We start from the raw sequence: 25,182 nt of genomic DNA on the forward strand, positions 1-25,182 counted from the left end.
TCGCCTAACGAGAGGGGGATCGGTCCCTGCTCACGCTAGGGCGCGGCACCAACCCTGTCAGCCCAGGAGGGCGGGCAGCTTCTCGTAGCCCCGCAGGATGCGGGTCGGCCGGCGGGTGGCGCCGTCGAGCAGCCGGAGGTCCGGGAAGCGGTCGAAGATCGCCCGCAGGCCCACCTCGCCCTCCATCCGCGCCAGCGAGGCGCCGAGGCAGTGGTGCCGGCCGTGGCCGAAGGACAGGTGCTCGCGGGCGTTCGGACGCGCCACGTCGAAGGTGTCGGGGTCGGTGAAGACCGCGGGGTCGCGGTTCGCCCCGGCGACGACACCGGTGACGACGCGCCCGGCCCGGACGGTGGTGTCCGCGATCGGTACGCCGCGCAGCGCCGCCCGCCCGGTCAGCAGGACCGGTGGGTCGAAGCGGAGCACCTCGTCGACCGCGTTCGGCCACAGCGACGGGTCCGCGGTCAGACGGGCCCGCTCCGCCGGGTGGTCGGCGAGCAGGGCGATCCCGTTGCCGAGCAGGTTGACGGTCGTCTCGAAGCCGGCCGCGAGCACCAGACCGGCCGTCGACTTGAGCTCGAGGTCGGTCAGCCCCACGCCGTCCTCACGAGCCGTGACGAGCTCGCTCAGCAGGTCGTCCTGCGGGTTCGCACGCAGCCGTGCGATGTGGCTGTCGAGCCACCGGTCGAACTCACGGAGACCGTGCTCGACCTCGCGGAACGTGCCCCACCGCAGGCCGATGTCGAGGCTGGGGGCCGCGGCGGCGCCGTACGACAGGATCAGGTCGGTGTCCGCCGCGGGGACGCCGAGGATCTCGCAGATCACGGTGACCGGCAGCTGTGCGCAGTACGCCGCGACGAGGTCGACCGGTTGCGCGGCATCGAGCTCGTCGAGCAGCGATGCGGCGATCTGCTCGGTCCGGTCGCGCAGCCGGGCGACGGCGCGGTTGGTGAAGACGCGCGTGACGAGCTTGCGGTAGCGCGTGTGGTCGGGCGGGTCGACCGCGAGCAGCGACGGCGGCTGGATCGGGTGGACGTAGGGGAACAACGACCAGTCGGCCAGCTTGCGGACCACCGGGTTCGGCGGCGCCGGGAAGGAGGAGGTGAAGTCGTCGCTGGCCAGGATCTGTCGTACGGCGGCGTGGTCCACCGTCATCGAGGCGAACCGCCCGTGGACGACGCGGTCCCCGGTGGCGCGAACCTGGTCGAGCAGCGCGTGCAGCTCGGCCGGTCGCGTACCGGCGGTCTCCATGACCAGTCGGGCCTGGATGTCTCCGTCGCGGGCGAACCGGCGCAGCGCCGTACGGGGGAGTGCGTGCCACAGCCCCCAACGGACCGCCGGCTTCGCCGCGCCGAGCACGAGCGTCAGCTGTCGAGCCGCGCGGCGAGCGTGTTGAGCAGCGCGTCGTGGATGTGGTTGAGGCCCTTGGGGGCGAAGGTGCGCTCGAAGAAGCCGCCGATGCCCGTGGCGCCGTCCCACGTGGTGGTGAGGATGACCGCGGTGTCCATCGGGTCGAGCGGCTCGACGTGGAAGACGGTCACCATGGATGAGTTGCGGTCCTTCTCGGTGAGGTACTCGCCCTCGACGATCACGTCGGCGACCACGTGCCGCACCCGCTTCTCGGTGGCGTGCAGCTGCCAGGTGACGACGGTGCCGGTGCCGACGCCGCCCTCGAGGATCTCGTAGTCCGTGTACTGCTCGGGGAGCAGCGACGGCCGGACCGTGGTGTAGTCGCTCAGCGCTGCCATGACGTCGGCGGCGGGCGCGTGGATGATGATCGTGGTGCGTGCGGAGACCTGACCCATGGCTGCAGTCTGTCAGCGGTCGATCAGCGACCGGTCAGCGAGTGGTGAGCAGGCAGTCCGCGAGCGCCGGACGACCGTCGCCGACGGTGGCGTCGGCCACGATCCCGGCGTCGGTCTGCCAGGCGTTGATGGTCAGCTTCTCGCCGGGGAACACGACGCCGGCGAAGCGGGCGGCGTACGACGCGACGCGGGTGGTGTCGCCGTCGAGCAGCCCGTCGGTGAGCTCGCGGAGGACGATGCCCCAGGTGCACAGGCCGTGCAGGATCGGCGCCGGGAAGCCGGCGGCCTTCGCGAAGTCCGGGTCGGCGTGCAGCGGGTTGCGGTCGCCGCAGAGGCGGTAGAGGAGCGCCTGGGTCGGCGCGACGTCGTACGTCGTGGTGAGGTCGGCCGGCCGGTCCGGCACCTCGACCGCGGAGGATGAGCCGCGCGAGCCGCCCCAGCCGCCCTCGCCCTTGACGAAGATCGAGGACCGGACGCGCCAGAGCTCCTCGCCGGTGTCGTCGGAGGTGGCCACGCCTTCCTGCCAGATGACGGCGGCCTTGGTCTTGTCCCACACGTCGGTGAGGGTGGTGCGGACCGTCGCCGAACCCGAGGTCGGGAGCGTGCCGGTCATCGAGATCGCCTGCGACCCGTGCACGACCTGGGACAGGTTGATGTCGCAGCCGGGCAGGTCCAGCGGCGGCGGGTCGGTCTCGTGGAACGTCGGCGCCACGACGCCGAAGCTCGGCAGGACCTGGAGGCCTGCGGTCTCCAGCGTCTGGTCGAGACGGTGCGCGCCGACGGCCAGGTTGTAGAGCAGGACGTCGCTCTCGGTCCAGGCGAACGAGCGGGCGCCGAGGTCGGCGCCGATGGCCTTGTTCGGATCAATGGGCATTGCTGATGTCCTCCGCTGCGAGGTAGCCGAACACGAGGGCGGGCCCGATGGTGCCGCCGGGTCCGGGGTAGGTGTTGCCCATGACCGCGGACGAGACGTTGCCGGCGGCGTACAGGCCGGGGATGACCTGACCGTCCTCGCGCAGCACGCGGGCGCGCTCGTCGGTGACGAGACCACCCTTGGTGCCGAGGTCGCCGGGGACGATGGTCACCGCGTAGAACGGGCCCTTCTCGATCGGAGCGAGCGAGCAGTTCGGCTTCACCGTGGGGTCGGAGTAGTACTTGTCGTACGCCGACTCGCCCCGGTGGAAGTCCTCGTCGACGCCGTTGCGGGCGAAGCCGTTGAAGCGCTCGACGGTCGCGGTCAGCGACGCGGCCGGTACGCCGATCTTCGCGGCGAGCTCCTCGAGGGTGTCGGCCCGCCTGACCACGCCCTCCTTGTACCAACGGCCCGGGAACGGTTGGCGACCCGCGATGCCCGCGAACAGGTAGCGGTTGCGGTAGGTCTGGTCGAAGACCATCTGGCTCGGCACATGGCCGACGCCGGTGGCCTCGCCCTTGTAGATCTCGTGGGTCGCCTCGACGTACGGCAGCGCCTCGTTCATGTAGCGCTCACCGGCGCTGTTGACGATGATCGAGCCCGGCAGGTTGCGCTCGGCCAGGCAGAACCAGGCGCGACCCGGGAGCGGGATCGTCGGGCCCCACCAGGCGTCGTCGAGCAGGTCGGTCGCCGCGCCGACGCCGGTGCCCGCGAGCAGGCCCGCGCCGGTGTTGGACGCCGCGCCGGTCGACCACTCGTGCAGGGTCGGGTGGGGGAGGAACTTCTCACGCAGCTCCTGGCTGTGCTCGAACCCGCCCGAGCCGAGGATCACGCCGCGGCGCGCGCGGACCTCGCGGCGTACCGTCTCGCCGTCGATCGAGCCGGTCGGGACCTCCACCACGACGCCGACCACGCGGCCGTCCTCGACGATGAGGTCGGCGAGCGAGGTCTCGTAGTGGACGGGCACGCCGGCGTCCGCGAGGCCTTGGCGCAGGCCGATCGCGATGGCGTTGCCCATCGCGTACATCTTCTTGCCGGTCAGCATCGCGATCATCCGCTTGACCATCACCTTGGCGATCGTGACCGGACCCTTCCAGGTCCGCAGCCCCAGGCTGATCTTGCGGAAGTCGGCCTGCGTGACGATCAGGTTCGCCGGTGCCTTGGTGTACGCCGGGTGCAGCCGCGCGAGCTCTTCGCCGAGGAACCGGGCGTCCATCGGCACCGGCTCGACGCTGCGGCCGCGGGCGCGCCCGCCGGGCTGCTCGGGCAGGTAGTCGGCGTACTCGGGGACCCACTGGAACCGCACGCGCGTGTTGTCCCGGATGAAGTCCATGACCTCGGGGCCGCGCGCGAGGTAGGTGTCGCGGCGTACCTTCGGCACGGCCTCGCCCACGATCGAGTCGAGGTAGAGCCGGGCCGCCTCGGCGTCACCGTCGTCGACCTGGCCGGCCTCCTTCAGCGCGTAGTTGCCGGGGATCCAGACCCCGCCGCCGCTTCGCGCGGTCGAGCCGCCGAAGTAGGCGCTCTTCTCGAGGAGCACTGTCTCCAGGCCCTTGCGGCCCGCCGCCAGCGCAGCACTCATGCCGGCGCCACCGGCGCCCACGACGACCACATCGACTTCCTCAGGGAGGGTTCGGTGGTCGAGCTTGTCGAGACCCGTCATGGCACAAAACTGTAACAGGTTCTAGTATTGCTCTCGTGACGTCCACAGAAGCGATCGCGGCCGCCGTCGAGCGGCTGGCGGCTGCCCAGGCCACCCGGGTCCCGTGCGCCGCCGTACGCGACCTCATCGGCACCGACGACCTCGATGCGGCGTACGCCGTCCAGCAGGGGCTCGTGCAGCGGCGACTGGCCGCGGGAGTGACCGTGGTCGGCCGCAAGATCGGTGCGACGTCCAAGGCGGTGCAGGACCAGCTCGGCGTGGACCAGCCGGACTTCGGCTACCTGCTCTCCGACATGGATGCCTCGCCGACCGCGGGCATCGGTGGTGGCGAGCCGATCTCGATGAGCACGCTGGTGCAGCCGCGGGTCGAGGCCGAGGTCGCGTTCCGCCTGGGCAAGGACATCGACCCCGCGAGCGAGGACGAGATCACCCTGGCGCTCGTGCGCGACGCCGTCGAGGTGGCTCTGCCCGCGCTGGAGATCGTGGACTCGCGCATCGGCGACTGGGACATCACCTTCACCGACACCGTCGCCGACAACGCCTCCAGCGGGCTGTTCGTGATCGGCGCCGATGCGCTGCCGCTCAGCGAGGTCGAGCCGCGTGACGTGACCATGTCGCTGACCATCAACGGCGAGGAGCGCTCGTCCGGGACGGGCGCCGCCTGCCTGGGCGACCCGCTCGAGGCGCTGCGCTGGTTGGCCGTGCAGGCCTATCGATTCGGTGACCCGCTGCGTGCCGGCCACCTGATCCTTTCCGGTGCCCTCGGGCCGTTCGTGCCGTTCGCGGCCGGCGACCGGGTCGAGGCCCACATCAGCGGCTTCGCGCCGCTGGTCGCCAACTTCAAGGAGGACGCATGAGCAAGCTGACGGCCGCGATCGTCGGCCCGGGCAACATCGGGACCGACCTTCTCTACAAGCTGCTGCGATCCGACGTGATCGAGCCGCGGTGGATGATCGGCGTCGACCCCTCGTCCGAGGGTCTGCGACTCGCCGCCGACAAGGGGCTGGAGGCCAGCCACGAGGGCGTCGACTGGCTGCTCAAGCAGGACGAGCTGCCCGACCTGCTGTTCGAGGCGACCTCGGCGTACGTCCACCGCGAGTACGCCCCGAGGTACGCCGAGGCCGGCATCCGCGCGATCGACCTGACCCCCGCCGCGGTCGGTCCGGCAGTCATCCCGCCGGTCAACGGGTCCGAGCACGTGGGCGCGATGAACGTCAACATGATCACCTGCGGCGGCCAGGCCACCATCCCGATGGTGAACGCGGTCTCGCGGGTCACCGCCGTGCCGTACGCCGAGATCGTCGCCTCGGTCTCGTCCGCGTCCGCCGGACCGGGCACCCGCGCCAACATCGACGAGTTCACGCGCACGACGTCGGCCGGCGTGGAGTCGATCGGCGGTGCCGAGCGCGGCAAGGCGATCATCATCCTCAACCCGGCCGAGCCGCCGATGATCATGCGCGACACGATCTTCTGCGCGGTCTCGCCGGATGCGGACACGGACGCGATCACCGCGTCCATCCTGGAGATGGAGGAGGCGGTCCAGGACTACGTCCCGGGCTACCGCCTGCTCCAGGAGCCGCAGTTCGACGGCCCGTCCGACTTCACCCGCGGCATGCGCCGGGTGTCGATCTTCGTGGAGGTCGAGGGCGCGGGCGACTTCCTTCCGCCGTACGCCGGGAACCTCGACATCATGACCGCCGCCGCTGCCCGTGTCGGCGAGAACATCGCCCGCTCGATCCTGGGAGTCTGAGATGGACCTCAACGCACTCACCCGCACCTGGTCGGGGATCCACGGCGACGAGCCGTTCGGCAAGCTCGACCTGCGCCTGACCGACACCTGCCTGCGCGACGGCTCGCACCACAAGCGCCACCAGTTCACCGCGCAGGAGGTCGAGGACATCGTCCGCGCGCTCGACGAGTCCGGCGTCCCGGTGATCGAGGTGACCCACGGCGACGGCCTCGGCGGCTCGAGCTTCAACTACGGCTTCTCCAAGACGCCCGAGCAGGAGCTCATCGCGATCGCGGCCAAGACCGCGCGGCGCGCCAAGATCGCCTTCCTGATGCTGCCGGGCCTCGGCACCAAGGACGACATCCGTGCCGCGCAGGACAACGGCGGCCAGATCTGCCGCGTCGCCACGCACTGCACCGAGGCGGACGTCTCGATCCAGCACTTCGGCCTGGCCCGCGAGCTCGGGCTGGAGACCGTCGGCTTCCTGATGATGAGCCACACCCAGCCGCCCGAGGTCCTGGCCAAGCAGGCACGGATCATGGTCGACGCCGGCTGCCAGTGCGTGTACGTCGTCGACTCGGCCGGCGCGCTGATCATGGAGCAGACCGCCGACCGCGTCTCCGCCGTCGTCGCCGAGATCGGCCGCGACGCCGACGTCGGCTTCCACGGCCACGAGAACCTCGGCCTCGGTGTCGCCAACACCGTCATCGCGGCCCGCGCGGGCGCGACCCAGATCGACGGCTCCGTACGCCGCTTCGGCGCCGGCGCGGGCAACACCCCGCTCGAGGCGTTCGTCGGTGTCGCCGACAAGCTCGGCTGGACCACCGGCGTCGACTTCCTCAAGATCGTCGACGCCTCCGAGGACGTCATCAAGCCCGCGATGCCCGAGGAGTGCCAGCTCGACCGGATGACCCTGATGATGGGGTACGCCGGCGTCTACTCGTCGTTCCTCAAGCACGCCGGCAACGCCGCCGAGCGGTACGGCGTCTCGGGTGCCCAGATCCTGCTCGAGGCCGGTCGCCGCAAGCTGATCGGTGGCCAGGAGGACCAGCTCATCGACATCGCGCTGATGCTGCGGGACGGCGGTTCCTGAGCGTCGCCAGCCGGTAGGGGCGGGCCGTTCGGAGAACGCCTCTGGTCCCGAATGACCATGTCGGAGAATCGATCGGGCTGAACACCCTGCGCAGAGTTCCGGCCGTGGTGTGCAGGCCCTACGGTCGTGCGTCATGGGGTGGGGAACGTTGTGGATGAGGCGCGCGCTCGTCGCGATGGTTCTGGCGGTGGGTCTGGTCACCGTCCCGCAGACCGCGACCCCCGCGGCCCCCCTCGCCCCTCGGGCAGCGGCCACGGCGCGACCCAAGCCCCTTGGGGTCAACATCTCCCCGGCGACCTGGATGAGCGCGACGCGGCGCCGTTACGTGATGACCCGGATCGCAGATGCCGGGGCACGGTGGATTCGGATGGACATCGGCTGGGTGACGCTCGAGCCGACCCGCGGCCACTTCGCCGGGTGGTACGCCAAGCTGGTCGACGGAATCCTCGCCGACGCACACCGGCACGGCCTGAAGGTGCTCGCGATGTTCTGGCTCACGCCCGGTTGGGCCAACGGCGATGCGGGCATCCGCGCGATGCCGACGCGGGTCGCCGACTACGGGGACGCGTTGCGGTGGGCCTCCCGACGTTGGGCGAGCCGCGTCGACGCCTGGGAGATCTGGAACGAACCGAACCACCCCGACTACCTGATCGACACCTCGCCGATCAAGTACACCCGCCTGCTGTGTGCGGCGTACCCGGCGGTCAAGGAGTACGACTCCTCGCCGGTCGTCACCGGCGGCCTGCAGTACAACGACGCGCGCTTCCTGCGGGGCATGTACCTCAACGGCGCGCGCAGGTGCTTCAACGCCGTCGGCACGCACCCGTACGTCGCCCCTGCCGACGTGCCTCCGGACGCTCCGGACATCGGGGTGTGGCGGCTGACCCACACGCCGGCCGTCCGCAAGGTCATGACCGACTTCGGCGACGCCGACAAGAAGATCTGGATGACCGAGATCGGCTGGTCCACCGGCGTCTCGGACGATCCCGATCCGTGGGACCAGGGCGTCACGCCGCAGGTGCAGGCTCGCTACCTCGAGCAGGCCGTGGCGCTGGTGCGCCAGCGCTATCGGTACGTCGGTCCGATCTTCTGGTACCGAGACGTCGACGGGACCGACAGCAACGCGTGGGGCAACGGCCTGGGTCTCTTCTGGCGGTCCCTCACGCCGAAGCCGGCGCTGGCCGCGTTGTCGGCGGCGTCGAAGCTCTGAGGATCCCGTTTCAGTCGTAGATCGGCGCCTCGCCGCGTGCCATCGCGGCGGCGACGTTGTCGCGCAGGGTCTGCACGGCCTCGGGGGAGTGACCGATCCAGTCGGCGAGCTCGCCGACGACCTTCAGCGGTGACCGGCTGCGGTAGGACAGCGTCGGGTTGCCGGGGAACCGCTTGTCGGTGACGTTCGGGTCGTCCTCGTACTCGCCCGTCGGCTCGACAAGGTAGATCCGGCCGCGACCCTCACCGGCCGCCAGCTCGGCGCCCCAGGTCGCTGCGTCGAGAGTGGCGGTGAAGTAGATGTGGTTCATCACCCGACCCTCCTCGAAGTTGGACCCGCGCCCCGGCACCAGCAGGTCGCCCACGGCGAGGGCGGCCTTCGTGCCGTGCAGGAAGACGCCTTCCTGGTAGATCTCGAACGGCACCGGTTCCCGAGGAGTGCTCATGGGGCGAGATTAGACGGGAGCGCGCCGCGCCCCTCGACGTGACCTGGCTCTCGCGGGATCATCTGCGTCATGCGCTCGACGATGCAGGAAGCCCAGCTCACCATCGGCTCGATCCTCGACCACGGCACCCGCGTGCACGGCGACTCCGAGGTCGTCACAGCGACGCCGGACGGCGGCCGCACGACGTCGTACGCCGACGTGCGCGGCCAGGCCGCACGGCTGGCCAACGGCCTGCGCAGCCTCGGCATCACCGGCGACCAGCGGGTCGGCACGTTCCAGTGGAACAACACCGAGCACCTCGCGGCGTACCTCGCCATCCCGTCGATGGGGGCGGTCCTGCACACGCTCAACATCCGGCTGTTCCCCGAGCAGCTGGTGTACGTCGCCAACCACGCCGAGGACAAGGTCGTCATCGTCGACGACTCGCTCGTCGGGCTGCTGGCGCCCCAGCTGCAGCACCTCACGACGGTCGAGCACGTCGTCGTCGCCGGCCCCGACGCGGCCGACGCCGACCTCGACTCCCTGGGCTCGACCGGCAAGCAGGTCCACCTTTACGACGAGCTCCTGGCCGCCCACGAGCCCGAGTTCGCGTGGCCGTCGGTGGACGAGCGCGACGCCGCGGCGATGTGCTACACCAGCGGCACGACCGGCAACCCCAAGGGCGTGGTCTACAGCCACCGGTCCGCGTGGCTGCACTCCCAGATGGTCAGCACCGGGAACGTCGCTGGCCTGACCTGGGAGGACCGGATCCTCCCGATCGTGCCGATGTTCCACGCCAACGCCTGGGGTCTGGTCTACGCCGCGCTGATGAGCGGAGCGAGTCTCTGCATGCCCGATCGCTGGCTGCAGGCCGAGCCGCTGGTGCGCTTCATCCAGCACAGCCGGCCCACCCTGAGCGGCGCCGTCCCGACGATCTGGAACGACGTCCTCCAGCACCTCGACGCCCACCCCGACATCCGGCTCGACTCGATCCGTCGCATCCTGTGCGGCGGATCCGCGGTGCCGGTCGCCCTGCAGCGGGCGCTCAAGGAGCGGCACGGCCTGGAGATCCGGCAGGCCTGGGGGATGACCGAGACGTCGCCGGTGGCCAGCGCGGCCGGCGTACCTCTCGGGGTGAGTGGTGAGGACGAGTGGACCTACCGCGGCGGGCAGGGACGCCTGGTCTGCGGCGTCGAGGGCCGCATCACGGCCGACGACGGCACCGTCCTGCCCAGCGACGGCGAGGAGGTCGGCGAGGTCGAGGTCCGGGGGCCGTGGATCACCGGCGCCTACTACGAGAGCGACGACCCCGACGTCGCGACCAAGTTCCACGACGGCTGGTTGCGCACCGGCGACGTCGGCCGGATCGACCCGCTCGGCTACATCACGCTGACCGATCGCGCCAAGGACGTCATCAAGTCCGGCGGCGAGTGGATCTCCTCGGTGGACCTCGAGAACGCCCTCATGGCCCACCCCGCCGTCCTCGAGGCCGCCGTCGTCGGCATCCCCGACGAGAAGTGGGACGAGCGCCCGCTCGCCTCGGTGGTCCTCAAGGAGGGGAGCACCGCCACGGCCGCCGAGCTGCGCGACTTCCTCGGCCGGACGTTCGCCAAGTGGCAGCTGCCCGACTCGTGGGCGTTCATCACCGCCGTACCGAAGACGTCGGTCGGCAAGTTCGACAAGAAGGTCCTCCGTCAGCAGTACGCCGACGGCGAGCTCGAGGTCGTGACGGCACCATGACCGTCGGTCCCGTGACCACATGCCTGGGCTGAGTCGCCGCGCGGTCCTCGGGGTGGGCGCCGTCGGTGCCCTGTCCGCGTGCGGCGCGCCGACGGCGCGACCGGTCGTCGCGCCCTCGACGACCGCACCGCCGGTCCCCCGCGCCGGCTGGGCCCAGCTGCGCCGTCACCTCTCCGGTGGGCTGGCGCGACCCGGCGAGGCGGCGTACGACCGCCTGCGGTTGACGCCGAACCCGCGGTACGACGACCTGCGTCCGCTCGCGGTCCTCTCGGCTGCGAGCGCGCAGGACGTCGCCGTCGGCCTCCGCTTCGCCCAGGATCGGGGGATCCCGATCGCGGTGCGCTCCGGCGGTCACAGCTATCCGGGCTGGTCGGCCGGAGCAGGTGCGTTGGTCATCGACGTACGCCCGATGGCGCAGGTGACCTGGTCGGGTGAGGTGGCGAACGTCGGTGCCGGCGCCGCCCTCGCGCACCTCTACGACGAGGTCGGCGGTCGCGGCCGCGCGATCCCGGGCGGCTCGTGCCCGACGGTCGGCGTGGCCGGCCTGACCATGGGTGGCGGCGTCGGTGTGCTCACCCGGGCGCTCGGACTCACCTCCGACGCGGTGCGCTCGATCGAGGTGGTCACCGCCGACGGCCGGGTCCGCACCGCTGCCGCCCACACGGCCCCCGACCTGTTCTGGGCACTTCGTGGCGGCGGAGGCGGGCATGCCGGCGTCGTCACGTCGTTCGAGATGCAGACGCATGCGGCGCCGACGATCAACAGCTTCTACCTCGCCTGGCCGTGGTCGGGCGCCCGTGACGTGGTGGACGCCTGGCAGCAGTGGGCGCCCTCGGCCGACGACCGGCTCTGGTCGACCCTCAAGCTCCTCGGCGGTGCGACCCACCCCGACGGACCGACGGTCTTCGTCTCGGGGACGTGGATCGGCCCGACGTCCGGTCTCCAGGCGAGGCTCGACGGCCTCACCAACCACCTCCCGGCCCCCAGCGCCGACACCCGGCACACACGCTCCTACCTCGACGCGATGCGGGCGTACGCCGGCGCGCCCGGCCGCGAGGCGTTCGCGGCGACCTCCCACGTCGCCTACGACCGCCTCGACTCCTCCGCCATCGCCGACCTGGTCCACGCCGTCGAGCAGGCGTCGACGACCGGCCTCAAGGAGGTCGGCGCCTCGATCGACGCCCTCGGCGGGACCGTGGGGGAGCAGGCGCCGGACGCGACCGCGTTCGTCCACCGCGAGGCGCTCGCCACCGTCCAGTACACCGCCACGTTCCCGAGCGGCACCGCGCGCGGTGCCGACCACGCCGTCCACACGATGCGCGCCGCGATGCTGCCCCACTGGGGCGAGCACGCCTACGTCAACTACGCCGACGCGTCGCTGACCGAGTATCGACAGGCCTACTTCGGCGCCAACTCCGCCCGGCTCTCCGACGTACGCCGGACCTATGACCCCCACGGCTTCTTCAACCAGCCGCAGCCCTGGTGACACGGCGACTCCGATCTAGAACAGGTTCTCGCACAAAACGAGAACGTGTTCTAGTATTGCCGGCATGACCGACTTCGCTCCTGAGGTGCAGGCCGTCCTGGACGGCGTACGCGATCTTCTGCCGACGTTCCGTGATCGCGCGGAGGAGGGCGAGCGCCTGCGCGTCGTGCCGGATGCCTCCATCAAGGAGCTCGAGCAGACCGGCTTCTTCCGGCTGCTCCAGCCGAAGCGGTACGACGGCCTCGAGGCCGACCCGGTCGCGTTCTACTCCGCGGTCCGCGACATCGCGAGCGCCGACGGTGCGACCGGCTGGGTCTCCAGCGTCGTGGGCGTCCACCCGTGGCAGGTCGCGCTGTTCGCCGACGAGGCGCAGCAGGCGGTCTGGGGGAGCGACACCTCCACGCGGCTGAGCTCCAGCTACGCCCCGACCGGCAAGGCGATCCAGACCGAGGGCGGCTTCACCCTCAGCGGCAAGTGGAGCTTCTCCTCCGGCTGCGACCACTGCTCGTGGGTCCTGCTCGGTGGCCTGGTGTTCAACACCGACGGCCAGGTCGTCGACTTCCGCACCTTCATGGTGCCCCGCGAGAAGTACCAGATCCTCGACGTCTGGAACGTCGTCGGCCTGCGCGGCACCGGCTCCAACGACATCGTCGTGGACGAGGTGTTCGTCCCCGAGGCGTTCACGCTCTCCATGGGCGAGACCGGCGCGTGCAAGGGCCCCGGCCAGGCGGTCAACACCAGCGACCTCTACAAGCTGCCGTTCCACTCGATCTTCACCACCACCATCGCCACCCCGATCGTCGGCATGGCCAAGGGCGCGTACGCCGAGCACGTCGACATGCAGCAGAAGCGCGTGCGGGCGGCGTACCTCGGTGAGAAGGCCTCGCTCGACCCGTTCGCGGCCGTCCGGATCGCCCGTGCGTCCTCCGAGATCGACGCTGCCTGGGCGCTGTTGATGGCCAACATCCGCGAGGAGCAGGCGATCGTGGCCAAGGGCGAGACGATCCCGCTCGAGCTGCGCCTGCGCGTGCGCCGTGACCAGGTGCTCGGCACCGCCCGCTCGATCGAGGCGATCGATGCGCTGTTCGAGGCGTCCGGTGGCCGTGCGCTGGCCGAGGGCACGTACCTCCAGCGCGCCTGGCGCGACTCGCACGCCGGACGCGTCCACGCGGCCAACGACCCCGAGCGTGCCCTGCAGATGTACGGCGCCCACCAGTTCGGCCACAAGGTCGACCCCGGGATGTACTGATGACGCCCGCTCCGCTCGACAAGGAGGACGTACGCCGGTCCGCGAAGGCCGGCGACATCACCCTCAACTACTACGAGGCCGGTGAGTCGACCGACCTCGGCGCTGGTCTGCCCTTCGTGCTGCTGCACGGCGGCGGGCCGGGCGCGTCGGCGTGGAGCAACTTCGGCGCCGCTCTGCCGCGCTTCGCGCAGAGCTTCCGCACGCTGCTCGTCGACCAGCCCGGCTTCGGCCAGTCCGACAAGCCGCCGGTGACCGCCAACTACTTCCGCCACTCCGCCGACCATCTCCTCAAGCTGCTCGACGAGCTGCAGATCGAGAAGGTCCACCTCCTCGGCAACTCGCTCGGCGGCGGTACGGCGACCCGCTTCGCGCTGTCCTACCCCGATCGCGTCGGTCGCCTGGTGCTGATGGGTCCCGGCGGGCTGAGCCTCAACCTGTTCCATGCCGACCCCACCGAGGGCGTGCAGCGCCTGATGGAGTTCTCCATGGACCCCACGCGTGAGCGGCTGCGGGCCTTCATCTCCAGCATGGTCGTCAACCAGGCACTCGTCACCGACGAGCTCGTCGAGGAGCGGTACGCCGACGCGACCGCCCCCGGCTCGATGGAGGCCATGCGCTCCATGGGCGCCTCCTTCTGGAACCCCGAGTGGGCCGAGGACGGCATGCTCTGGCGCGAGGTCCACCGGATCCGCAAGCACACCCTGCTCACCTGGGGCCGCGACGACCGCGTCAACCCGCTCGACGGCGCGCTCGTCGCGCTCAAGCAGATGCCCAAGGCCCAGCTGCACGTCTTCCCCAACTGCGGCCACTGGGCGCAGATCGAGGCTGCCGAGGAGTTCGCCGCCGTGTGCACGACGTTCCTGGCCGCTCACGTCGAATCTCGACAGGCTCGATCACCGGAGGCTTCATCGTGAGCATCGACATCAAGTCCATGGGCTACGTCCGGGTCAACAGCACCGACCTGTCCGCCTGGGAGACCTTCGCGGGCAAGGTGCTCGGCCTGGCCGCGGGCCGCGGCCCGAACCCCGACCACCAGTACTGGCGCATCGACGAGGTCAGCGCGCGGCTCGTCGTCGTACCTTCCGACACGGACGAGCTCGCCGCCACCGGCTGGGAGCTCGCCGACCACGCCGCGTTGCAGGCCGCCCGCGAGCACCTCCAGAAGGCCGGTGTCGCCTTCGAGGAGGGCACGCCCGAGGAGCTCGCCGACCGTCGCGTGCAGGAGCTCGTCCGCTTCAGCGACCCGTGGGACAACGTCTTCGAGCTCTTCCACGGCATCACCTACGAGAGCCGGCCCGTCGTCACGCCGTACGCCGCCAAGTTCGTCACCGGCGACCAGGGCATGGGCCACATCGTGGTGCCGGTGCTCGACGACGTCGAGGCGCTGCGGTTCTACCGCGACGTGCTCGGCTTCCAGCTGCGCGACTCGATGAGCATGCCGGGGGAGTTCGTCGGCAAGGAGCCCGGATCGAAGGTCTGGCTGCGCTTCCTGGGCGTCAACCCGCGGCACCACTCGCTGGCGTTCCTGCCGATGCCCAACCCGAGCAGGTGCGTCCACATCATGCTCGAGGTCGACACGCTCGACGACGTCGGTCGTGCGCTCGAGCGGGTCAAGAAGCACAAGGCTCCGCTGTCGGCCACGCTCGGGCGGCACATGAACGACGAGATGGTCTCCTTCTACGTCAGGTCGCCCGGCGGCTTCGACATCGAGTTCGGCACCGAGGGCCTGCGCGTCGACGGCGAGCGGTGGGTGGCGCGTGAGTCCACCGCGGTCTCGTACTGGGGCCACAACTTCGGTGGGAACAACTAGGTCGATACCGTGAAGACTGTGGTGGAGCAGACGGACGGGCAGAGGAACGGGCTTCCCGAGGGCATGAGCGACGACGCCCGCGAGACCTGGCCGCACCCCTCGCTGATCGGGGACTTCCTCGGCGACGCCGACGTCGACTTCGAGTTCCGGCCCGGCGAGGACGTCGTCGTCCACGACGACCCCGAGGCGAAGGCCGCGGCGCGCAGCTTCCGCGACGTGCTGGGCTGCTTCGCCTCCGGCATCACCGTGATCACCACGATGAGCGGCGACGAGCCGGTCGGCATGACCTGCCAGTCGTTCTCCAGCGTCTCCCTCGACCCGCCGCTGGTCATGTTCATCCCCGCGCGTACGTCGCGGGCCTGGCCGATGATCCACCGCGCCGGACGGTTCTGCGTGAACGTGCTCTCGGCCGATCAGGAGCACGTCTCGGCGCAGATGGCGAGCCGTGGCGTCGACAAGTTCGCCGGCATCGACTGGACGCCCGGTCCCGCGACCGGCTCGCCGGTGATCACCGGATCGCTGGCACACCTCGACTGCACCATCCACGCGGTCTACGAGGGCGGCGACCACTTCGTCGTCATCGGCCGCGTCGAGCATCTCGAGCAGCACGTCGACGTCGAGCAGACCGAGCCCCTGCTCTACTTCCGCGGTCGCTACCGCACGACCGACAGCTGATCTTCTCGGCGTGTGGCGCCCGTCACCCGGGAGGGTGTCGCGCGTTGTGCACCTGATGAAACATCGCCGCTCCCTCGCCGCCCTCGCCGTCACCGCGCTCGCGGGCGCCGGTCTCCTCACGTCCGCGTCGACCTCGTCGGCCGCCTCGGACCCCTCGGCCCCGGTCCTCACGGCGCTGAGCCGTGCGGCCCAGGTGCGCGCCTACTGGACGCGCGACCGCATGCTCGACGCGACCCCGATGGGCGCGGAGGCATCCGGCGGGTCGACCTCGACGCGCCTCGCGCCGCGGACGACCACCGGCCAGGCGATCGAGTCGGGCTCCTCGGCGTACGTCCCGAAGACGGTCGGCAAGCTGTTCTTCACCGACGGCAGCGTCGACTACGTCTGCTCGGCGTCGACGATCGCGACGAGGAGCCGCAACCAGATCGTCACCGCGGGCCACTGCGTGCACACGGGTCCGCACCCGGACGACGGCCTGCTCGGCGGCCTGCTGGGTGGCACGCCGCACTACTTCGCGAACTGGATGTACGCCCCGCGCTACCTCGACGGTCGCACCCCGCTCGGCAAGTGGGTCGCCACGAACCGGTTCGTCGCGAGCGGCTGGATCAACAGCGAGAACTTCGACCAGGACCAGGCCATCCTCGCCCTGGGCGCGCACAACGGGAAGCGGATCGTCGACGTCACCGGTGGCAACCGCGTCGCCTACGGCGCGTCGGCCAACCAGGGTCACGTCCGGATCTGGGGGTGGCCCGCGGCGTCGCCGTACGACGGAGAGAGCGCCTGGCGCTGCGACGGTACGACGGTCCGCGACGACTCCGACAACGTCGGCGACGCCCGCATCGCGTGCTCGATGACCCAGGGCTCCAGCGGTGGGCCGTGGATCCTGGCGAAGAACCGCACCGCGAACATCGGCACGATCTTCGCCGTCACCTCCCGGGGCACGGTCTCCGGTCCGAGCGAGCTCCTGGCGCACCCGTTCACCTGGTCGCTCCGCACGCTGATCCAGAGGGCCAACGGGTAGCGCTTCCCGGCCCGCGGGGAGTGTCCGTCGGTGCCGGCCGTAGGCCGCCAACGGCGAGGGACCGCGGCGGCGGCCGACCGCGAGCGCGGCAGCGCGGCGCCGCCGGCGCCGGTTGCCGAGCGCAGGCGATGAGGCGACGGAGGGAGCGAGGAACGAGCGACCGGAGGAGCCGAAGCGCCTAAGTGAGGCAAGGCGCCGAAAGCGGCGACGAGCTCGCGCCCCAAAAGTGCAGTGGCCCCTCGCCAGCGCCGACCAACGAGGGGCCACACAACGGGTCTGCGACCCGAGAGTGTCGGCGTGGGAGACGCTCCGTGGACCGGGCTCCAGTCACTGGGGGTCTTGGCTGAAGCTGGGCCGTGGAGCTGGTTGTCGCCCGCCCCGACATCGCAGACACTAGCACCGATTTGCCTAGCGGATTCGCCGAAATGTGACAGGATCTTGGGAGGCGAGACGCGCCTGAACTTCCCGGGAGGATCAACCCATGGACAAGATGCTCAAGATGGCAGCGACCGCGGTGCTCGTTCTGGTCGCGACGGTGTCGACGGTCGTGCCGGCGGATGCGGCCACCCACACCCTCGCGCCGCAGGTCAACGACTCCTGCTGCTGATCGCTCAGCGGCGCTGGTCGGCCCGTCGGCGTACGACGGGGGACTGGGCCGTCAGCCCCACGTCGGTCGTCGCGGTGCGGTAGGCGAGCAGCGCACCGGCGGTGTCGCCGATCTCCTCGAGCTGCACGGCCAGCTGGGTCCACACCGCCGCCGCGGCGCGTGAGCCGCCGCAGGCCTGCAGCACGGAGCGCGCCTCGTCGAGCGTGGCGCGGGTCCCGTCGACGCTGTCGTTCATCAGCCGCGCCTGGGCGAGGGCCACGAGGATCTCGGCGCGCAGCTCAGGCATCTCGTCGGGGGTGTTCAGCAGGGCCTGCTCGGCGGCCGCCTCGGCGGCCTCCGGGGCGTCGCTGGCGAGGTGCGCCTGCGCGAGGCCGAGATCGGCCATCGCGACGTGCGCGGCGCTGGCCGAGCTCGCCGTCAGCTCCTCGCGGGCACGGGTCAGGTGCGCCAGCGCGGCGGCCGGGTCGCCGGTCTCGACGCGCAGCAGGAGCCGTCCGAGCTGTGCGCGAAGACGCGCGAGGTTGCGCGCGTCGTTGCCCTCGCCGAGCAGCGCGAGCGCCCGCTCGGCGAGCACGATCGCGTCGTCGGTGGCGCCGGCCTCGGCACGGGCGTGGCTGGCGTTCCACAGCGCGGACGCCCTGGTCGCGGGGGAGTCGATGCGCTCGGCGGTCTCCAGCAGCTGCCGGCAGACCTGCTCGGCGTGGTGCAGGTCGCCGCGGGCGGCGTACGCCGAGGCGAGGGTGATGGTGAGCCGGACGGACTCGTCGGTGGCGAGCAGGCCGGCCTCGCTGAGCCGTGCGGCGATGCGCTCGCCGGTGTCGATGGCGAGCGAGACGTCGCCGACGTCGCGGTGGCAGCGGGTGAGCGCGATGCCGCACTCGGCGAGCGCCAGGCCGTGGAGGTCCGGGGCGAGCTCCTCGTAGATCGCGATCGCCTCGTGCACCCGGCCCTGCGCCTCGACGGCGCGTCCGAGGAGGTACGTCGCGCGACGGCGCAGGTCGCTCTGGCCGGCCGTGACCGCGCGCTGCAGGCCCGCGCGGGCCTGGGTCTCGGCCTCGCGGACCTCACCGGTCTCGAGCGCGAGCTCGGCGTAGTTCAGCAGGAGCCGGATCTCCTCGCACTCGTCGCGCGGCACTCCGCGGAGCAGCTGCTCGGGGGTGGTGTCCAGCCGCTCGGCGATGTGCGCGAGCACGGCGAGTGTCGGGCGGCGTGCGCCGCTCTCGATCCGCGACACGTACCCGGTGGACACGCCGTCGCCGCCGAGATCGGTCTGGGTCAGGCCACGCTGGACACGGGCTGCGCGCACGCGAGCGCCGAGCTCGGCGGGGTCGACCGACCGCAGCAGCTCGGAGTCCTCGGTGCGCATGGTTCCCATCATCAAGGAAACGGCCCGGTTTGAAACCCGTTATGGCAAATTCTTTGCCTATTCGAGACGCCGTGGTTGACGGGTGGCGTCAGATCCGGACCGCGCGCCGGTGGTCGGCGGCGCTGCCGAAGAGCTGACCGAGCGCGTGGGCGCGCTTGAGGACCAGGTGTGCGTCGTGCTCCCAGGTGATCGCGATCCCGCCGTGCAGCTGGATGCACTCGCCGGCGAGGTGGGCTGCCGCCTCGAGGGTGTACGCCGCCGCGGCCGCCGCCTGGTGGGGAGCATCGTCGGCGTTCGCGGCGACGGCGTACGCGGCCGCCCATGCCGTCGACCGCGCCAGCTCGGTGCGCAGCAGCATGTCGGCCATCCGGTGCTTGAGCGCCTGGAAGGACCCGATCGGCCGGCCGAACTGCTCGCGGTCCTTGGTGTACGCCACGGTCATGTCGAGCGCCCGGCGGCACAGGCCGGCGGCCAGCGCGGCCACCCCGGCGGCTGCGACGGTCTCGGCGCGCTCGCGGGCCGGTGCGCCGGACCCGATGACGTCGCCGGTCGTGCTCGCGACGTGTGCGAGGTGCAGGGTCTGGTCCATCGACTCGGCCCATGTCGCTCGGGCGTCGGTGACCTCGACCAGCTCGTCGTCGACGAGCGCGAGCACGATGTCGGCCCGGTCGGCGTCGAGGACGGGTCGGTCGGCGTCGAGGACGAGCGTCGCGACGGCGCCCTCCGCGATCCGGGGGAGCAAGCGCTCCTTGGCCTGGTCCGTGCCACCCGCGAGGAGGGCCTCGGTCGCCAGCGCGGTCGCCAGCATCGGGGTCGGTGTGAGGCTGCGACCGAGCTCCTCGAGGACCAGCGCGGTCTCGAAGAAGGACGCGCCGACGCCCTCGTGCTCCTCAGGGATCGCCAGCGCGGCAACCCCGATCTCACCGGCCAGCGCGGACCAGACCGACAGGTCGTCGACCCGCGGCGAGGCCCGCTTGGCGACCAGGCTGCGGACCGTTCGGACGAGCTCCTCCTGCTCGGGGCTCAGCGCGAAGTCCATCACGCCGTCCGATCGGCCAGCAGCGAGTCGAGGATCCGTGCGCGGTGGAAGGCAGGAGTCCCGTACGCCGGCTGCAGCTCGCGGATCACGGTGATGAAGGTGCTCAGCTCCAACTCGCGGGTGTAGCCGATGGCGCCGTGGACCTGGAGGCCCACGCGGGAGGCGAGGTACGCCGCGTCGCCGGCCGACACCTTGGCGGCCGAGATGGCGCGCTGGCTGGTCGGGGCGGACTCGCCCGACGCCAGGGCTGCACCGAGGACCAGTGGCCTCGCGAAGTCGAGCGCGATGCGCACGTCGGCGAGCTTGTGCTTGATCGCCTGGTACGAGCCGATCTCGCGGCCGAACTGGCGGCGCTGCTTGACGTAGGCGACGGAATCGGCGAGGACCCGCTCGCCGGCTCCCAGGAGGTACGCCGCGGTCGCCAGCGTGGCCAGCTCGGTGTCGTCGGCGACACCGGCGACGGAGGCGAGGGCGTCGGGGACGGCGTACCTCCCGAGGACCTCGAAGGCGACGACGACCTCGACCGGGGTGGCGTCGTTGGCCAGGTCGTTGATGCCGAGCTCGTCGAGTCGCTGCCAGAGAGCGTCGGGAGCGGCGGAGGAGACCAGCCTGTCGAGCGCATCGCGGAGCGCGACCTGCTCGTCGGTGAGCGTGAACCTCATCGCTGGGCCCCCTTCGGCTCGCGGGGCAGGCCGAGGATGCGCTCGGCGACGATGTTGCGTTGGATCTCGTTGGTGCCGGCGTAGATCGGGCCGGAGAGGCTGAAGATGTAGCCGTCGAGCCAGCGCGACTCCTCGGCCGCGTCGGCGCCGAGCAGGCCGAGGGCCGTCTCGTGCAGGGCCACGTCGAGCTCGGACCACCAGACCTTGTTGACCGAGCCAGCGGCGCCGATGTCGCCGCCTCCCTTGAGCTGGGTGACGGTGCCCCAGGTGTAGAGGCGGTAGGCCTCGGCGCCGATCCAGGCGTCCACCACGCCCTGCCCGGCAGCCGCCTTGTCGGGGCCGTCGGGCGTGGCGGCGTACAGGTCGAGGAGGCGATCGGCGGCGGCGGTGAACCGGCCGGGGGAGCGCAGCGAGAGCCCGCGCTCGTTGCCGGCGGTGCTCATGGCGACCCGCCAGCCGTCGCCGGGCGCGCCCAGGACGTCGGAGTCGGGCACGAAGACGTCGTCGAAGAAGACCTCGGCGAAGCCGGCCTCGCCGTCGAGCTGGGCGATCGGACGGACGGTGATGCCGGGCGCGTCGAGGGGGAAGAGGAAGTAGGTCAGGCCGTGGTGGCGCTCGGCCTCGGGGTCGGAGCGGAACAGCCCGAAGCCCCAGTGCGCCAGCGCGGCTCGCGACGACCAGGTCTTCTGGCCGTTGAGCACCCAGCCGCCCTCGGACCGGCGCGCGGTCGACTTGAGCGAGGCGAGGTCGGAGCCGGCCTCGGGCTCGCTCCAGCACTGCGCCCAGACCTTCTCCCCGGTCGCCATCGACGGCAGGAAGCGGTCCTGCTGCTCCTTCGTGCCGTGCTCGAACAGGATCGGCGAGAGCAGGAAGATGCCGTTCTGGCCGACCCGCAGCGGAGCGTCGGCGCGGTAGTACTCCTCCTCGAAGAGCACCCACTCCACGAGCGAGGCCTCCCGGCCGCCGTACTCCTTCGGCCACGAGACCACCGACCAGCGCGCGTCCGAGAGCGTGCCCTCCCACTCGCGGTGGGCCTCGAAGCCCTCAGGGGTGTCCAGCGACGGCAGTCGTACGTCGGGCACGTTGGCCGCCAGCCAGGCGCGTGCCTCGTCGCGGAAGGCCAGCTCGGATGCGGAGAGATCCAGATCCATGTCAGGCATCTTTCGGTGGTTGAGTAGTCGCCGAGGGACGAGGCGGCGTACCGAAACCCCTCAGCTCGTTCTTCAGGACTTTGCCGGAAAGGTTGCGCGGGAGTGCGTCGACGACCTCGACGTACCGCGGCACCTTGAAGTTGGCCAGGCGTTCCTTGGCGAAGGCGAGGACGTCGGCCTCGGAGGCCTCGCCCACGACGAAGACCTTGCCCACCTCGCCCAGCCGCTCGTCGGGAACACCGATGACGGCGACGTCGCTGATGCCGCCCATCCGCAGCAGGGTCTGCTCGACCTCGGCGGGATAGACGTTGAAGCCGCCCGAGATGTACATGTCCTTGAGGCGGTCGGTGATCCGCAGGTTGCCGCGCTCGTCGATGATGCCGATGTCGCCGGTGTGCAGCCAACCGTCCTCGTCGATCGCCTCCGCGGTGGCAGCGGGGTCGTCGAGGTAGCCGAGCATCACGAACTCGCCCCGGACCAGCAGCTCGCCGGTGTCGTCGATGCGCGTCTCCATGCCCGGGATCGCGCGGCCGCAGGTGGTGGCCACGGTCTCGGCGTCGTCGTCCTCACGGCACATGGTGACGACCACGGCCTCCGTCATGCCGAACGCGGTGACGACGTGGTCGATCTGCAGCTCCTCGCGCATCCGCTCGATCAGGACGACGGGCACGACGGCCGCGCCGGTCACCGCGAGTCGCAGTGAGCTGAGGTTGTGGTCCTTGCGGGTGGGTGCGGCCAGGATCGACTGGTAGATCGTCGGAGCGCCGGGCAGCACGGAGATCTGCTCGTCGGCGATCAGCCGCATGGTGGCGTCGACGTCGAACGTCGCCATCGGGTAGAGCGTCGCGCCGGTCAGCAGGCCGACCAGGATGCCGATCTTGTAGCCGAAGGAGTGGAAGAGCGGGTTGACGACGAGGTAGCGGTCGTCGCTCGTCACGCCGCCCAGCTCGGCCCACGCCCGCGCCACCCCTATCGACTGCCGGTGCGCGCTCATCGCGCCCTTCGGCTTCCCGGTCGTGCCGGACGTGAAGAGGATGTCGGCGACGTCGTCGGGGGAGACATCCTCGTGTCGGAAGCCGGTGCCGTCGATCTCGGCAGCGCGGGCGGTCAGCGAAGCCAATGGCCAGATGTCGCGCTCGCTGACGCCGGCGGAACGGAGCTCGGCGACCTGGTCGCGCCCGAGGAACCCGTCATGAACGATGACGGCTCCCGCGTTCGTTCGCTGCGCGAGCTCTGCCACCTCGGCTCCCAGATAGCGGGAGTTCGCCGGGACGAGCACGCCGCCGGCGTATGTCACCGCCAGGGCTGCGACGACCCAGTCGATGCTGTTCGGGCCCCAGAGAACGACCTTGTCGCCGCAGCAGACACCGTTGTTCACCGTGAGCTCGGCGGTGGCCTCGACGAGGTGCAGTAGGTCGGCGTACGAGACGGTGCGGTCGCCCTCGACGTACGCCTGCTTGTCGCCGTACGTCGCCGCTGCGTGGCGGAGGAGCGCGGGGATGGTGTCCACGCCGCCACCCTACCAAGCAAATGCTTGGTAGGGAGCGGGTGCGGGTCAGGCGACCTCGACGGCGACCGGCTCCGCGACGGGGCGACGTACGCCTTCGATGGTGAGGGCGGCGACCACGCCGACGAGTGCTGCCGCGCCGATGAAGATCCACCCGGCGCGGACGGTGTCGAGCGAGCCGGCGCCGGAGCCGAGGATGCCCACCAGGATGCTCACGCCGAGGGCCATGCCGACCTGGCGCGCCATGCTGTTGACGCCGCTGCCCGTCGAGGCCTGCTCGGGCGGGAGTCCGGCGGTCGCGGCGGCGACGAGGTTGGGCATGGCGAGTCCGACGCCGACACCACCGAGGAGCCAGCCGGGCAGGAACGTCGTCGCGTAGGCGGGGGAGGCCGAGATGACGAGCGTCTGCCACAGCGCGGAGAGCGCGAACAGCCCGCTGCCGACGGCGATCAGCCGGCCCGGTCGCACGCGGGGGAACAGGCGAGACGCGAGGATCGATGCCGGCGGCACCATCAGCGGGCCGGCGGCGACGGCGACGCCGGTGCGCAGGGCCGAGTAGTCCCACGCCTGCTGCATCCACAGGATGCCGAGCAGCAGCGAGGAGCCGAAAGCGGTGTTGAACGCGATGGCTGCGAGGTTGGCCCAGCGGACCTGGCGGATCCGCAGCAGGGCCGGGTCGATGACCGGGGCGGGGTGGCGCGCGCTGGTCAGCGCGAACGCGGCGACCAGGGCGACCGCGGCGACGAACGAGCCGATCACGCCGGGGGAGTGCCAGCCCCAGTCATTGCCCTGGACGATGCCGAGGATCAGCGCGCCGATCGCGCCGGCGATGAGCGTGGCGCCGAGGAGGTCGGGGCGCGGGGCGCCGTCGTTGTGGCGTACGTCGGGCACGAACCGCACCGCGGCGATCACCAGCAGCACGCCGATCGGCACGTTGATCCAGAACGCCCAGTGCCACGAGATCTGCACCAGCACGCCGCCGGCGGCCGGGCCGAGCGCGGCGGCGACAGCGCTGGCGAGCGCCCAGATGCGCGCGCCGGCGGCGCGACGCTCGGGAGGCAGCGACCCGAGCAGCAGGCCGAGGCTGCTCGGCGTCATCGCCGCCGCTCCGATCGCCTGGAGGACGCGGAACGCGACAAGCATCCAGACGTTGTCGGCCAGGCCGCAGGCGAGGCTGGCCGCCGCGAACACCGCGATGCCGGAGATGAAGCCGGCCTTGCGGCCGTAGCGATCGGTCAGCCGGCCCATCGGGATGAGGAGGGCGGCGAACACGACGGCGTACCCGTTGAGGACCCAGCTCAGCTGGCTCAGGCTCGGTGCGCTGCCGTGGCTGGCGAAGTCGCGGCCGATGTCGTCGAAGGCGACGTTCACGATGAAGAGGTCGAGACCGGCCAGGAAGGTGGCGCCGGTGAGCAGCGCGGTGACCAGTCCGGGCCGCGACGTCTGACTTTGCTGGGACATAGCCAGCAATCTAGAACCCTGACTATGGAATGCACAACCCAGCCGGGTTATGATCAGCGTCATGGGAGTACAGGTGGCGGGGCGGCTGGCCCAGCGGGGCGACGTACCTCTCGGTGACGCGTGCCCCATCGACCGTGCCTACGCCGTGATCGGCAACCGCACCGCGATGCTGCTGATCCGCGAGGCGTTCTACGGCGCGCGCCGCTTCGAGCAGCTCGTGCGCCGCGTCGGCGTCACCGAGGCGGTCGCCTCCCAGCGACTGCGCGAGCTCGTGGGTGCCGGGGTGCTGGCCAAGCAGCCCTACCGGGAACCGGGTCAGCGCACGCGTCACGAGTACGTCCTGACCGAGGCCGGCGAGGCGCTCGCGCCCGTGGTGCTCGGACTGGTCGAGTGGGGCCGTACCTACCTGCCCGCAGGCTCCGGCGGCCCTTCGCTCTCGCACGCCGATTGCGGCGCCGAGGTCCATGCGGTCCTGCGCTGCGAGGACGGGCACGACGTCGCCGAGACCGACGTCGTGGTGACCGGAAGGCGCCGCACCCGGAGCTGACCAAGCAAATGCTTGGTAGGGTGATCC

General features: G+C 71.1%; 24 protein-coding genes. 13 read left to right on the forward strand and 11 right to left on the reverse strand.

Going from position 1 to position 25,182, the window contains the following annotated elements; all coding sequences use genetic code 11:
• Window positions 1-57 precede the first annotated feature (57 nt).
• Genes ACYVJ3_RS06250 through kstD form a run of 4 tightly spaced genes read right to left on the reverse strand, consistent with a single transcriptional unit; the run spans window position 58 to window position 4,378 of the window.
• Window positions 58-1,356, reverse strand: coding sequence for a cytochrome P450 (locus tag ACYVJ3_RS06250; RefSeq protein ID WP_460851743.1), 1,299 nt, complete (start codon window positions 1,354-1,356; stop codon window positions 58-60).
• A gap of 5 nt (window positions 1,357-1,361) precedes the next feature.
• On the reverse strand, window positions 1,362-1,802 hold the full coding sequence (locus tag ACYVJ3_RS06255) for an SRPBCC family protein (protein WP_460851746.1): 441 nt from the start codon (window positions 1,800-1,802) through the stop codon (window positions 1,362-1,364).
• Between the two features lie 34 nt (window positions 1,803-1,836).
• On the reverse strand, window positions 1,837-2,676 hold the full coding sequence (locus ACYVJ3_RS06260; protein WP_460851748.1) for a MaoC/PaaZ C-terminal domain-containing protein: 840 nt from the start codon (window positions 2,674-2,676) through the stop codon (window positions 1,837-1,839).
• Window positions 2,666-4,378, reverse strand: coding sequence for a 3-oxosteroid 1-dehydrogenase (gene kstD, locus ACYVJ3_RS06265; protein ID WP_460851749.1), 1,713 nt, complete (start codon window positions 4,376-4,378; stop codon window positions 2,666-2,668). The genes ACYVJ3_RS06260 and kstD overlap by 11 nt, the downstream gene beginning before the upstream one ends.
• Window positions 4,379-4,413: 35 nt before the next feature.
• Here kstD and ACYVJ3_RS06270 point away from each other — a divergent pair, with 35 nt between their 5' ends.
• The 4 genes from ACYVJ3_RS06270 to ACYVJ3_RS06285 all read left to right on the forward strand — a co-directional run bounded on the left by ACYVJ3_RS06270 (window position 4,414) and on the right by ACYVJ3_RS06285 (window position 8,410).
• Window positions 4,414-5,235: a 2-keto-4-pentenoate hydratase gene (locus ACYVJ3_RS06270; RefSeq protein WP_460851751.1), complete on the forward strand. Its 822-nt coding sequence runs from the start codon at window positions 4,414-4,416 to the stop codon at window positions 5,233-5,235.
• Window positions 5,232-6,128: an acetaldehyde dehydrogenase (acetylating) gene (locus ACYVJ3_RS06275; RefSeq protein WP_460851753.1), complete on the forward strand. Its 897-nt coding sequence runs from the start codon at window positions 5,232-5,234 to the stop codon at window positions 6,126-6,128. The genes ACYVJ3_RS06270 and ACYVJ3_RS06275 overlap by 4 nt, the downstream gene beginning before the upstream one ends.
• 1 nt (window position 6,129) lies before the next feature.
• On the forward strand, window positions 6,130-7,200 hold the full coding sequence (gene dmpG, locus ACYVJ3_RS06280; protein WP_460851754.1) for a 4-hydroxy-2-oxovalerate aldolase: 1,071 nt from the start codon (window positions 6,130-6,132) through the stop codon (window positions 7,198-7,200).
• Between the two features lie 154 nt (window positions 7,201-7,354).
• Window positions 7,355-8,410, forward strand: coding sequence for a hypothetical protein (locus ACYVJ3_RS06285; RefSeq protein ID WP_460851755.1), 1,056 nt, complete (start codon window positions 7,355-7,357; stop codon window positions 8,408-8,410).
• A 10-nt stretch (window positions 8,411-8,420) separates the two neighbouring features.
• On the opposite strand, the gene arr is transcribed toward ACYVJ3_RS06285, so the two are convergent.
• Window positions 8,421-8,855: an NAD(+)--rifampin ADP-ribosyltransferase gene (arr, locus tag ACYVJ3_RS06290; RefSeq protein ID WP_460851757.1), complete on the reverse strand. Its 435-nt coding sequence runs from the start codon at window positions 8,853-8,855 to the stop codon at window positions 8,421-8,423.
• 69 nt (window positions 8,856-8,924) lie between these two features.
• Between arr and ACYVJ3_RS06295 the strand changes: the two genes are divergently transcribed.
• The 8 genes from ACYVJ3_RS06295 to ACYVJ3_RS06330 all read left to right on the forward strand — a co-directional run bounded on the left by ACYVJ3_RS06295 (window position 8,925) and on the right by ACYVJ3_RS06330 (window position 17,422).
• Window positions 8,925-10,574: a long-chain fatty acid--CoA ligase gene (locus tag ACYVJ3_RS06295; RefSeq protein ID WP_460851758.1), complete on the forward strand. Its 1,650-nt coding sequence runs from the start codon at window positions 8,925-8,927 to the stop codon at window positions 10,572-10,574.
• A 19-nt stretch (window positions 10,575-10,593) separates the two neighbouring features.
• Window positions 10,594-12,060: an FAD-binding oxidoreductase gene (locus ACYVJ3_RS06300; protein WP_460851759.1), complete on the forward strand. Its 1,467-nt coding sequence runs from the start codon at window positions 10,594-10,596 to the stop codon at window positions 12,058-12,060.
• Window positions 12,061-12,124: 64 nt separating this feature from the next.
• Window positions 12,125-13,309 (forward strand): 3-hydroxy-9,10-secoandrosta-1,3,5(10)-triene-9,17-dione monooxygenase oxygenase subunit, encoded by a 1,185-nt coding sequence (gene hsaA, locus ACYVJ3_RS06305; RefSeq protein WP_460851760.1) that lies wholly within the window; start codon window positions 12,125-12,127, stop codon window positions 13,307-13,309.
• Complete coding sequence (gene hsaD / locus ACYVJ3_RS06310; protein WP_460851761.1) at window positions 13,309-14,223, forward strand: 4,5:9,10-diseco-3-hydroxy-5,9,17-trioxoandrosta-1(10),2-diene-4-oate hydrolase; 915 nt, start codon at window positions 13,309-13,311, stop codon at window positions 14,221-14,223. The genes hsaA and hsaD overlap by 1 nt, the downstream gene beginning before the upstream one ends.
• The gene (gene hsaC, locus ACYVJ3_RS06315; protein WP_460851763.1) at window positions 14,220-15,119 is read left to right on the forward strand and encodes an iron-dependent extradiol dioxygenase HsaC; all 900 of its coding nucleotides are present in this window, start codon (window positions 14,220-14,222) and stop codon (window positions 15,117-15,119) included. Before hsaD ends, hsaC begins: the two co-directional genes overlap by 4 nt.
• A 9-nt stretch (window positions 15,120-15,128) precedes the next feature.
• Window positions 15,129-15,794 carry a flavin reductase family protein gene (locus tag ACYVJ3_RS06320; RefSeq protein WP_460851765.1) on the forward strand — a complete coding sequence of 222 codons (666 nt, stop codon included), beginning with the start codon at window positions 15,129-15,131 and terminating at the stop codon, window positions 15,792-15,794.
• 55 nt (window positions 15,795-15,849) lie between these two features.
• Window positions 15,850-16,815, forward strand: a complete 966-nt coding sequence (locus ACYVJ3_RS06325) for a trypsin-like serine peptidase (protein ID WP_460851766.1) — start codon at window positions 15,850-15,852, stop codon at window positions 16,813-16,815.
• A gap of 481 nt (window positions 16,816-17,296) precedes the next feature.
• Window positions 17,297-17,422: a hypothetical protein gene (locus ACYVJ3_RS06330; RefSeq protein ID WP_460851768.1), complete on the forward strand. Its 126-nt coding sequence runs from the start codon at window positions 17,297-17,299 to the stop codon at window positions 17,420-17,422.
• Window positions 17,423-17,426: 4 nt separating this feature from the next.
• Here ACYVJ3_RS06330 and ACYVJ3_RS06335 read toward each other — a convergent pair whose 3' ends face one another.
• The 6 genes from ACYVJ3_RS06335 to ACYVJ3_RS06360 all read right to left on the reverse strand — a co-directional run bounded on the left by ACYVJ3_RS06335 (window position 17,427) and on the right by ACYVJ3_RS06360 (window position 24,608).
• The gene (locus ACYVJ3_RS06335; protein ID WP_460851770.1) at window positions 17,427-18,788 is read right to left on the reverse strand and encodes a helix-turn-helix domain-containing protein; all 1,362 of its coding nucleotides are present in this window, start codon (window positions 18,786-18,788) and stop codon (window positions 17,427-17,429) included.
• Between the two features lie 88 nt (window positions 18,789-18,876).
• Window positions 18,877-19,827 carry an acyl-CoA dehydrogenase family protein gene (locus ACYVJ3_RS06340; RefSeq protein ID WP_460851772.1) on the reverse strand — a complete coding sequence of 317 codons (951 nt, stop codon included), beginning with the start codon at window positions 19,825-19,827 and terminating at the stop codon, window positions 18,877-18,879.
• The gene (locus ACYVJ3_RS06345; RefSeq protein WP_460851774.1) at window positions 19,827-20,489 is read right to left on the reverse strand and encodes an acyl-CoA dehydrogenase family protein; all 663 of its coding nucleotides are present in this window, start codon (window positions 20,487-20,489) and stop codon (window positions 19,827-19,829) included. The genes ACYVJ3_RS06340 and ACYVJ3_RS06345 overlap by 1 nt, the downstream gene beginning before the upstream one ends.
• Window positions 20,486-21,640 (reverse strand): acyl-CoA dehydrogenase family protein, encoded by a 1,155-nt coding sequence (locus ACYVJ3_RS06350; RefSeq protein ID WP_460851776.1) that lies wholly within the window; start codon window positions 21,638-21,640, stop codon window positions 20,486-20,488. Before ACYVJ3_RS06350 ends, ACYVJ3_RS06345 begins: the two co-directional genes overlap by 4 nt.
• A gap of 1 nt (window position 21,641) precedes the next feature.
• A complete protein-coding gene (locus tag ACYVJ3_RS06355) occupies window positions 21,642-23,150 on the reverse strand; it encodes a FadD3 family acyl-CoA ligase (RefSeq protein ID WP_460851778.1) in 1,509 nt (502 codons plus the stop codon).
• 45 nt (window positions 23,151-23,195) lie between these two features.
• Window positions 23,196-24,608, reverse strand: a complete 1,413-nt coding sequence (locus ACYVJ3_RS06360) for an MFS transporter (protein ID WP_460851781.1) — start codon at window positions 24,606-24,608, stop codon at window positions 23,196-23,198.
• Between the two features lie 61 nt (window positions 24,609-24,669).
• On the opposite strand from ACYVJ3_RS06360, the gene ACYVJ3_RS06365 reads away from it, so the two are divergent.
• Window positions 24,670-25,155: a winged helix-turn-helix transcriptional regulator gene (locus ACYVJ3_RS06365; RefSeq protein ID WP_460851782.1), complete on the forward strand. Its 486-nt coding sequence runs from the start codon at window positions 24,670-24,672 to the stop codon at window positions 25,153-25,155.
• Window positions 25,156-25,182: the final 27 nt, after the last annotated feature.

It is taken from the genome of Nocardioides montaniterrae, assembly GCF_054782655.1.

Bases quoted from the DNA above. Each gene is read 5' to 3' on its own strand.
- ACYVJ3_RS06255 (WP_460851746.1), bottom strand. From the start codon at position 1,802: ATGGGTCAGGTCTCCGCACGCACCACGATCATCATCCACGCGCCCGCC.
- ACYVJ3_RS06260 (WP_460851748.1), bottom strand. From the start codon at position 2,676: ATGCCCATTGATCCGAACAAGGCCATCGGCGCCGACCTCGGCGCCCGC.
- kstD (WP_460851749.1), bottom strand. From the start codon at position 4,378: ATGACGGGTCTCGACAAGCTCGACCACCGAACCCTCCCTGAGGAAGTC.
- ACYVJ3_RS06275 (WP_460851753.1), top strand. From the start codon at position 5,232: ATGAGCAAGCTGACGGCCGCGATCGTCGGCCCGGGCAACATCGGGACC.
- dmpG (WP_460851754.1), top strand. From the start codon at position 6,130: ATGGACCTCAACGCACTCACCCGCACCTGGTCGGGGATCCACGGCGAC.
- ACYVJ3_RS06285 (WP_460851755.1), top strand. From the start codon at position 7,355: ATGAGGCGCGCGCTCGTCGCGATGGTTCTGGCGGTGGGTCTGGTCACC.
- arr (WP_460851757.1), bottom strand. From the start codon at position 8,855: ATGAGCACTCCTCGGGAACCGGTGCCGTTCGAGATCTACCAGGAAGGC.
- ACYVJ3_RS06295 (WP_460851758.1), top strand. From the start codon at position 8,925: ATGCGCTCGACGATGCAGGAAGCCCAGCTCACCATCGGCTCGATCCTC.
- ACYVJ3_RS06300 (WP_460851759.1), top strand. From the start codon at position 10,594: ATGCCTGGGCTGAGTCGCCGCGCGGTCCTCGGGGTGGGCGCCGTCGGT.
- hsaA (WP_460851760.1), top strand. From the start codon at position 12,125: ATGACCGACTTCGCTCCTGAGGTGCAGGCCGTCCTGGACGGCGTACGC.
- hsaD (WP_460851761.1), top strand. From the start codon at position 13,309: ATGACGCCCGCTCCGCTCGACAAGGAGGACGTACGCCGGTCCGCGAAG.
- ACYVJ3_RS06325 (WP_460851766.1), top strand. From the start codon at position 15,850: ATGAAACATCGCCGCTCCCTCGCCGCCCTCGCCGTCACCGCGCTCGCG.
- ACYVJ3_RS06330 (WP_460851768.1), top strand. From the start codon at position 17,297: ATGGACAAGATGCTCAAGATGGCAGCGACCGCGGTGCTCGTTCTGGTC.
- ACYVJ3_RS06335 (WP_460851770.1), bottom strand. From the start codon at position 18,788: ATGCGCACCGAGGACTCCGAGCTGCTGCGGTCGGTCGACCCCGCCGAG.
- ACYVJ3_RS06340 (WP_460851772.1), bottom strand. From the start codon at position 19,827: ATGGACTTCGCGCTGAGCCCCGAGCAGGAGGAGCTCGTCCGAACGGTC.
- ACYVJ3_RS06345 (WP_460851774.1), bottom strand. From the start codon at position 20,489: ATGAGGTTCACGCTCACCGACGAGCAGGTCGCGCTCCGCGATGCGCTC.
- ACYVJ3_RS06350 (WP_460851776.1), bottom strand. From the start codon at position 21,640: ATGGATCTGGATCTCTCCGCATCCGAGCTGGCCTTCCGCGACGAGGCA.
- ACYVJ3_RS06360 (WP_460851781.1), bottom strand. From the start codon at position 24,608: ATGTCCCAGCAAAGTCAGACGTCGCGGCCCGGACTGGTCACCGCGCTG.
- ACYVJ3_RS06365 (WP_460851782.1), top strand. From the start codon at position 24,670: ATGGGAGTACAGGTGGCGGGGCGGCTGGCCCAGCGGGGCGACGTACCT.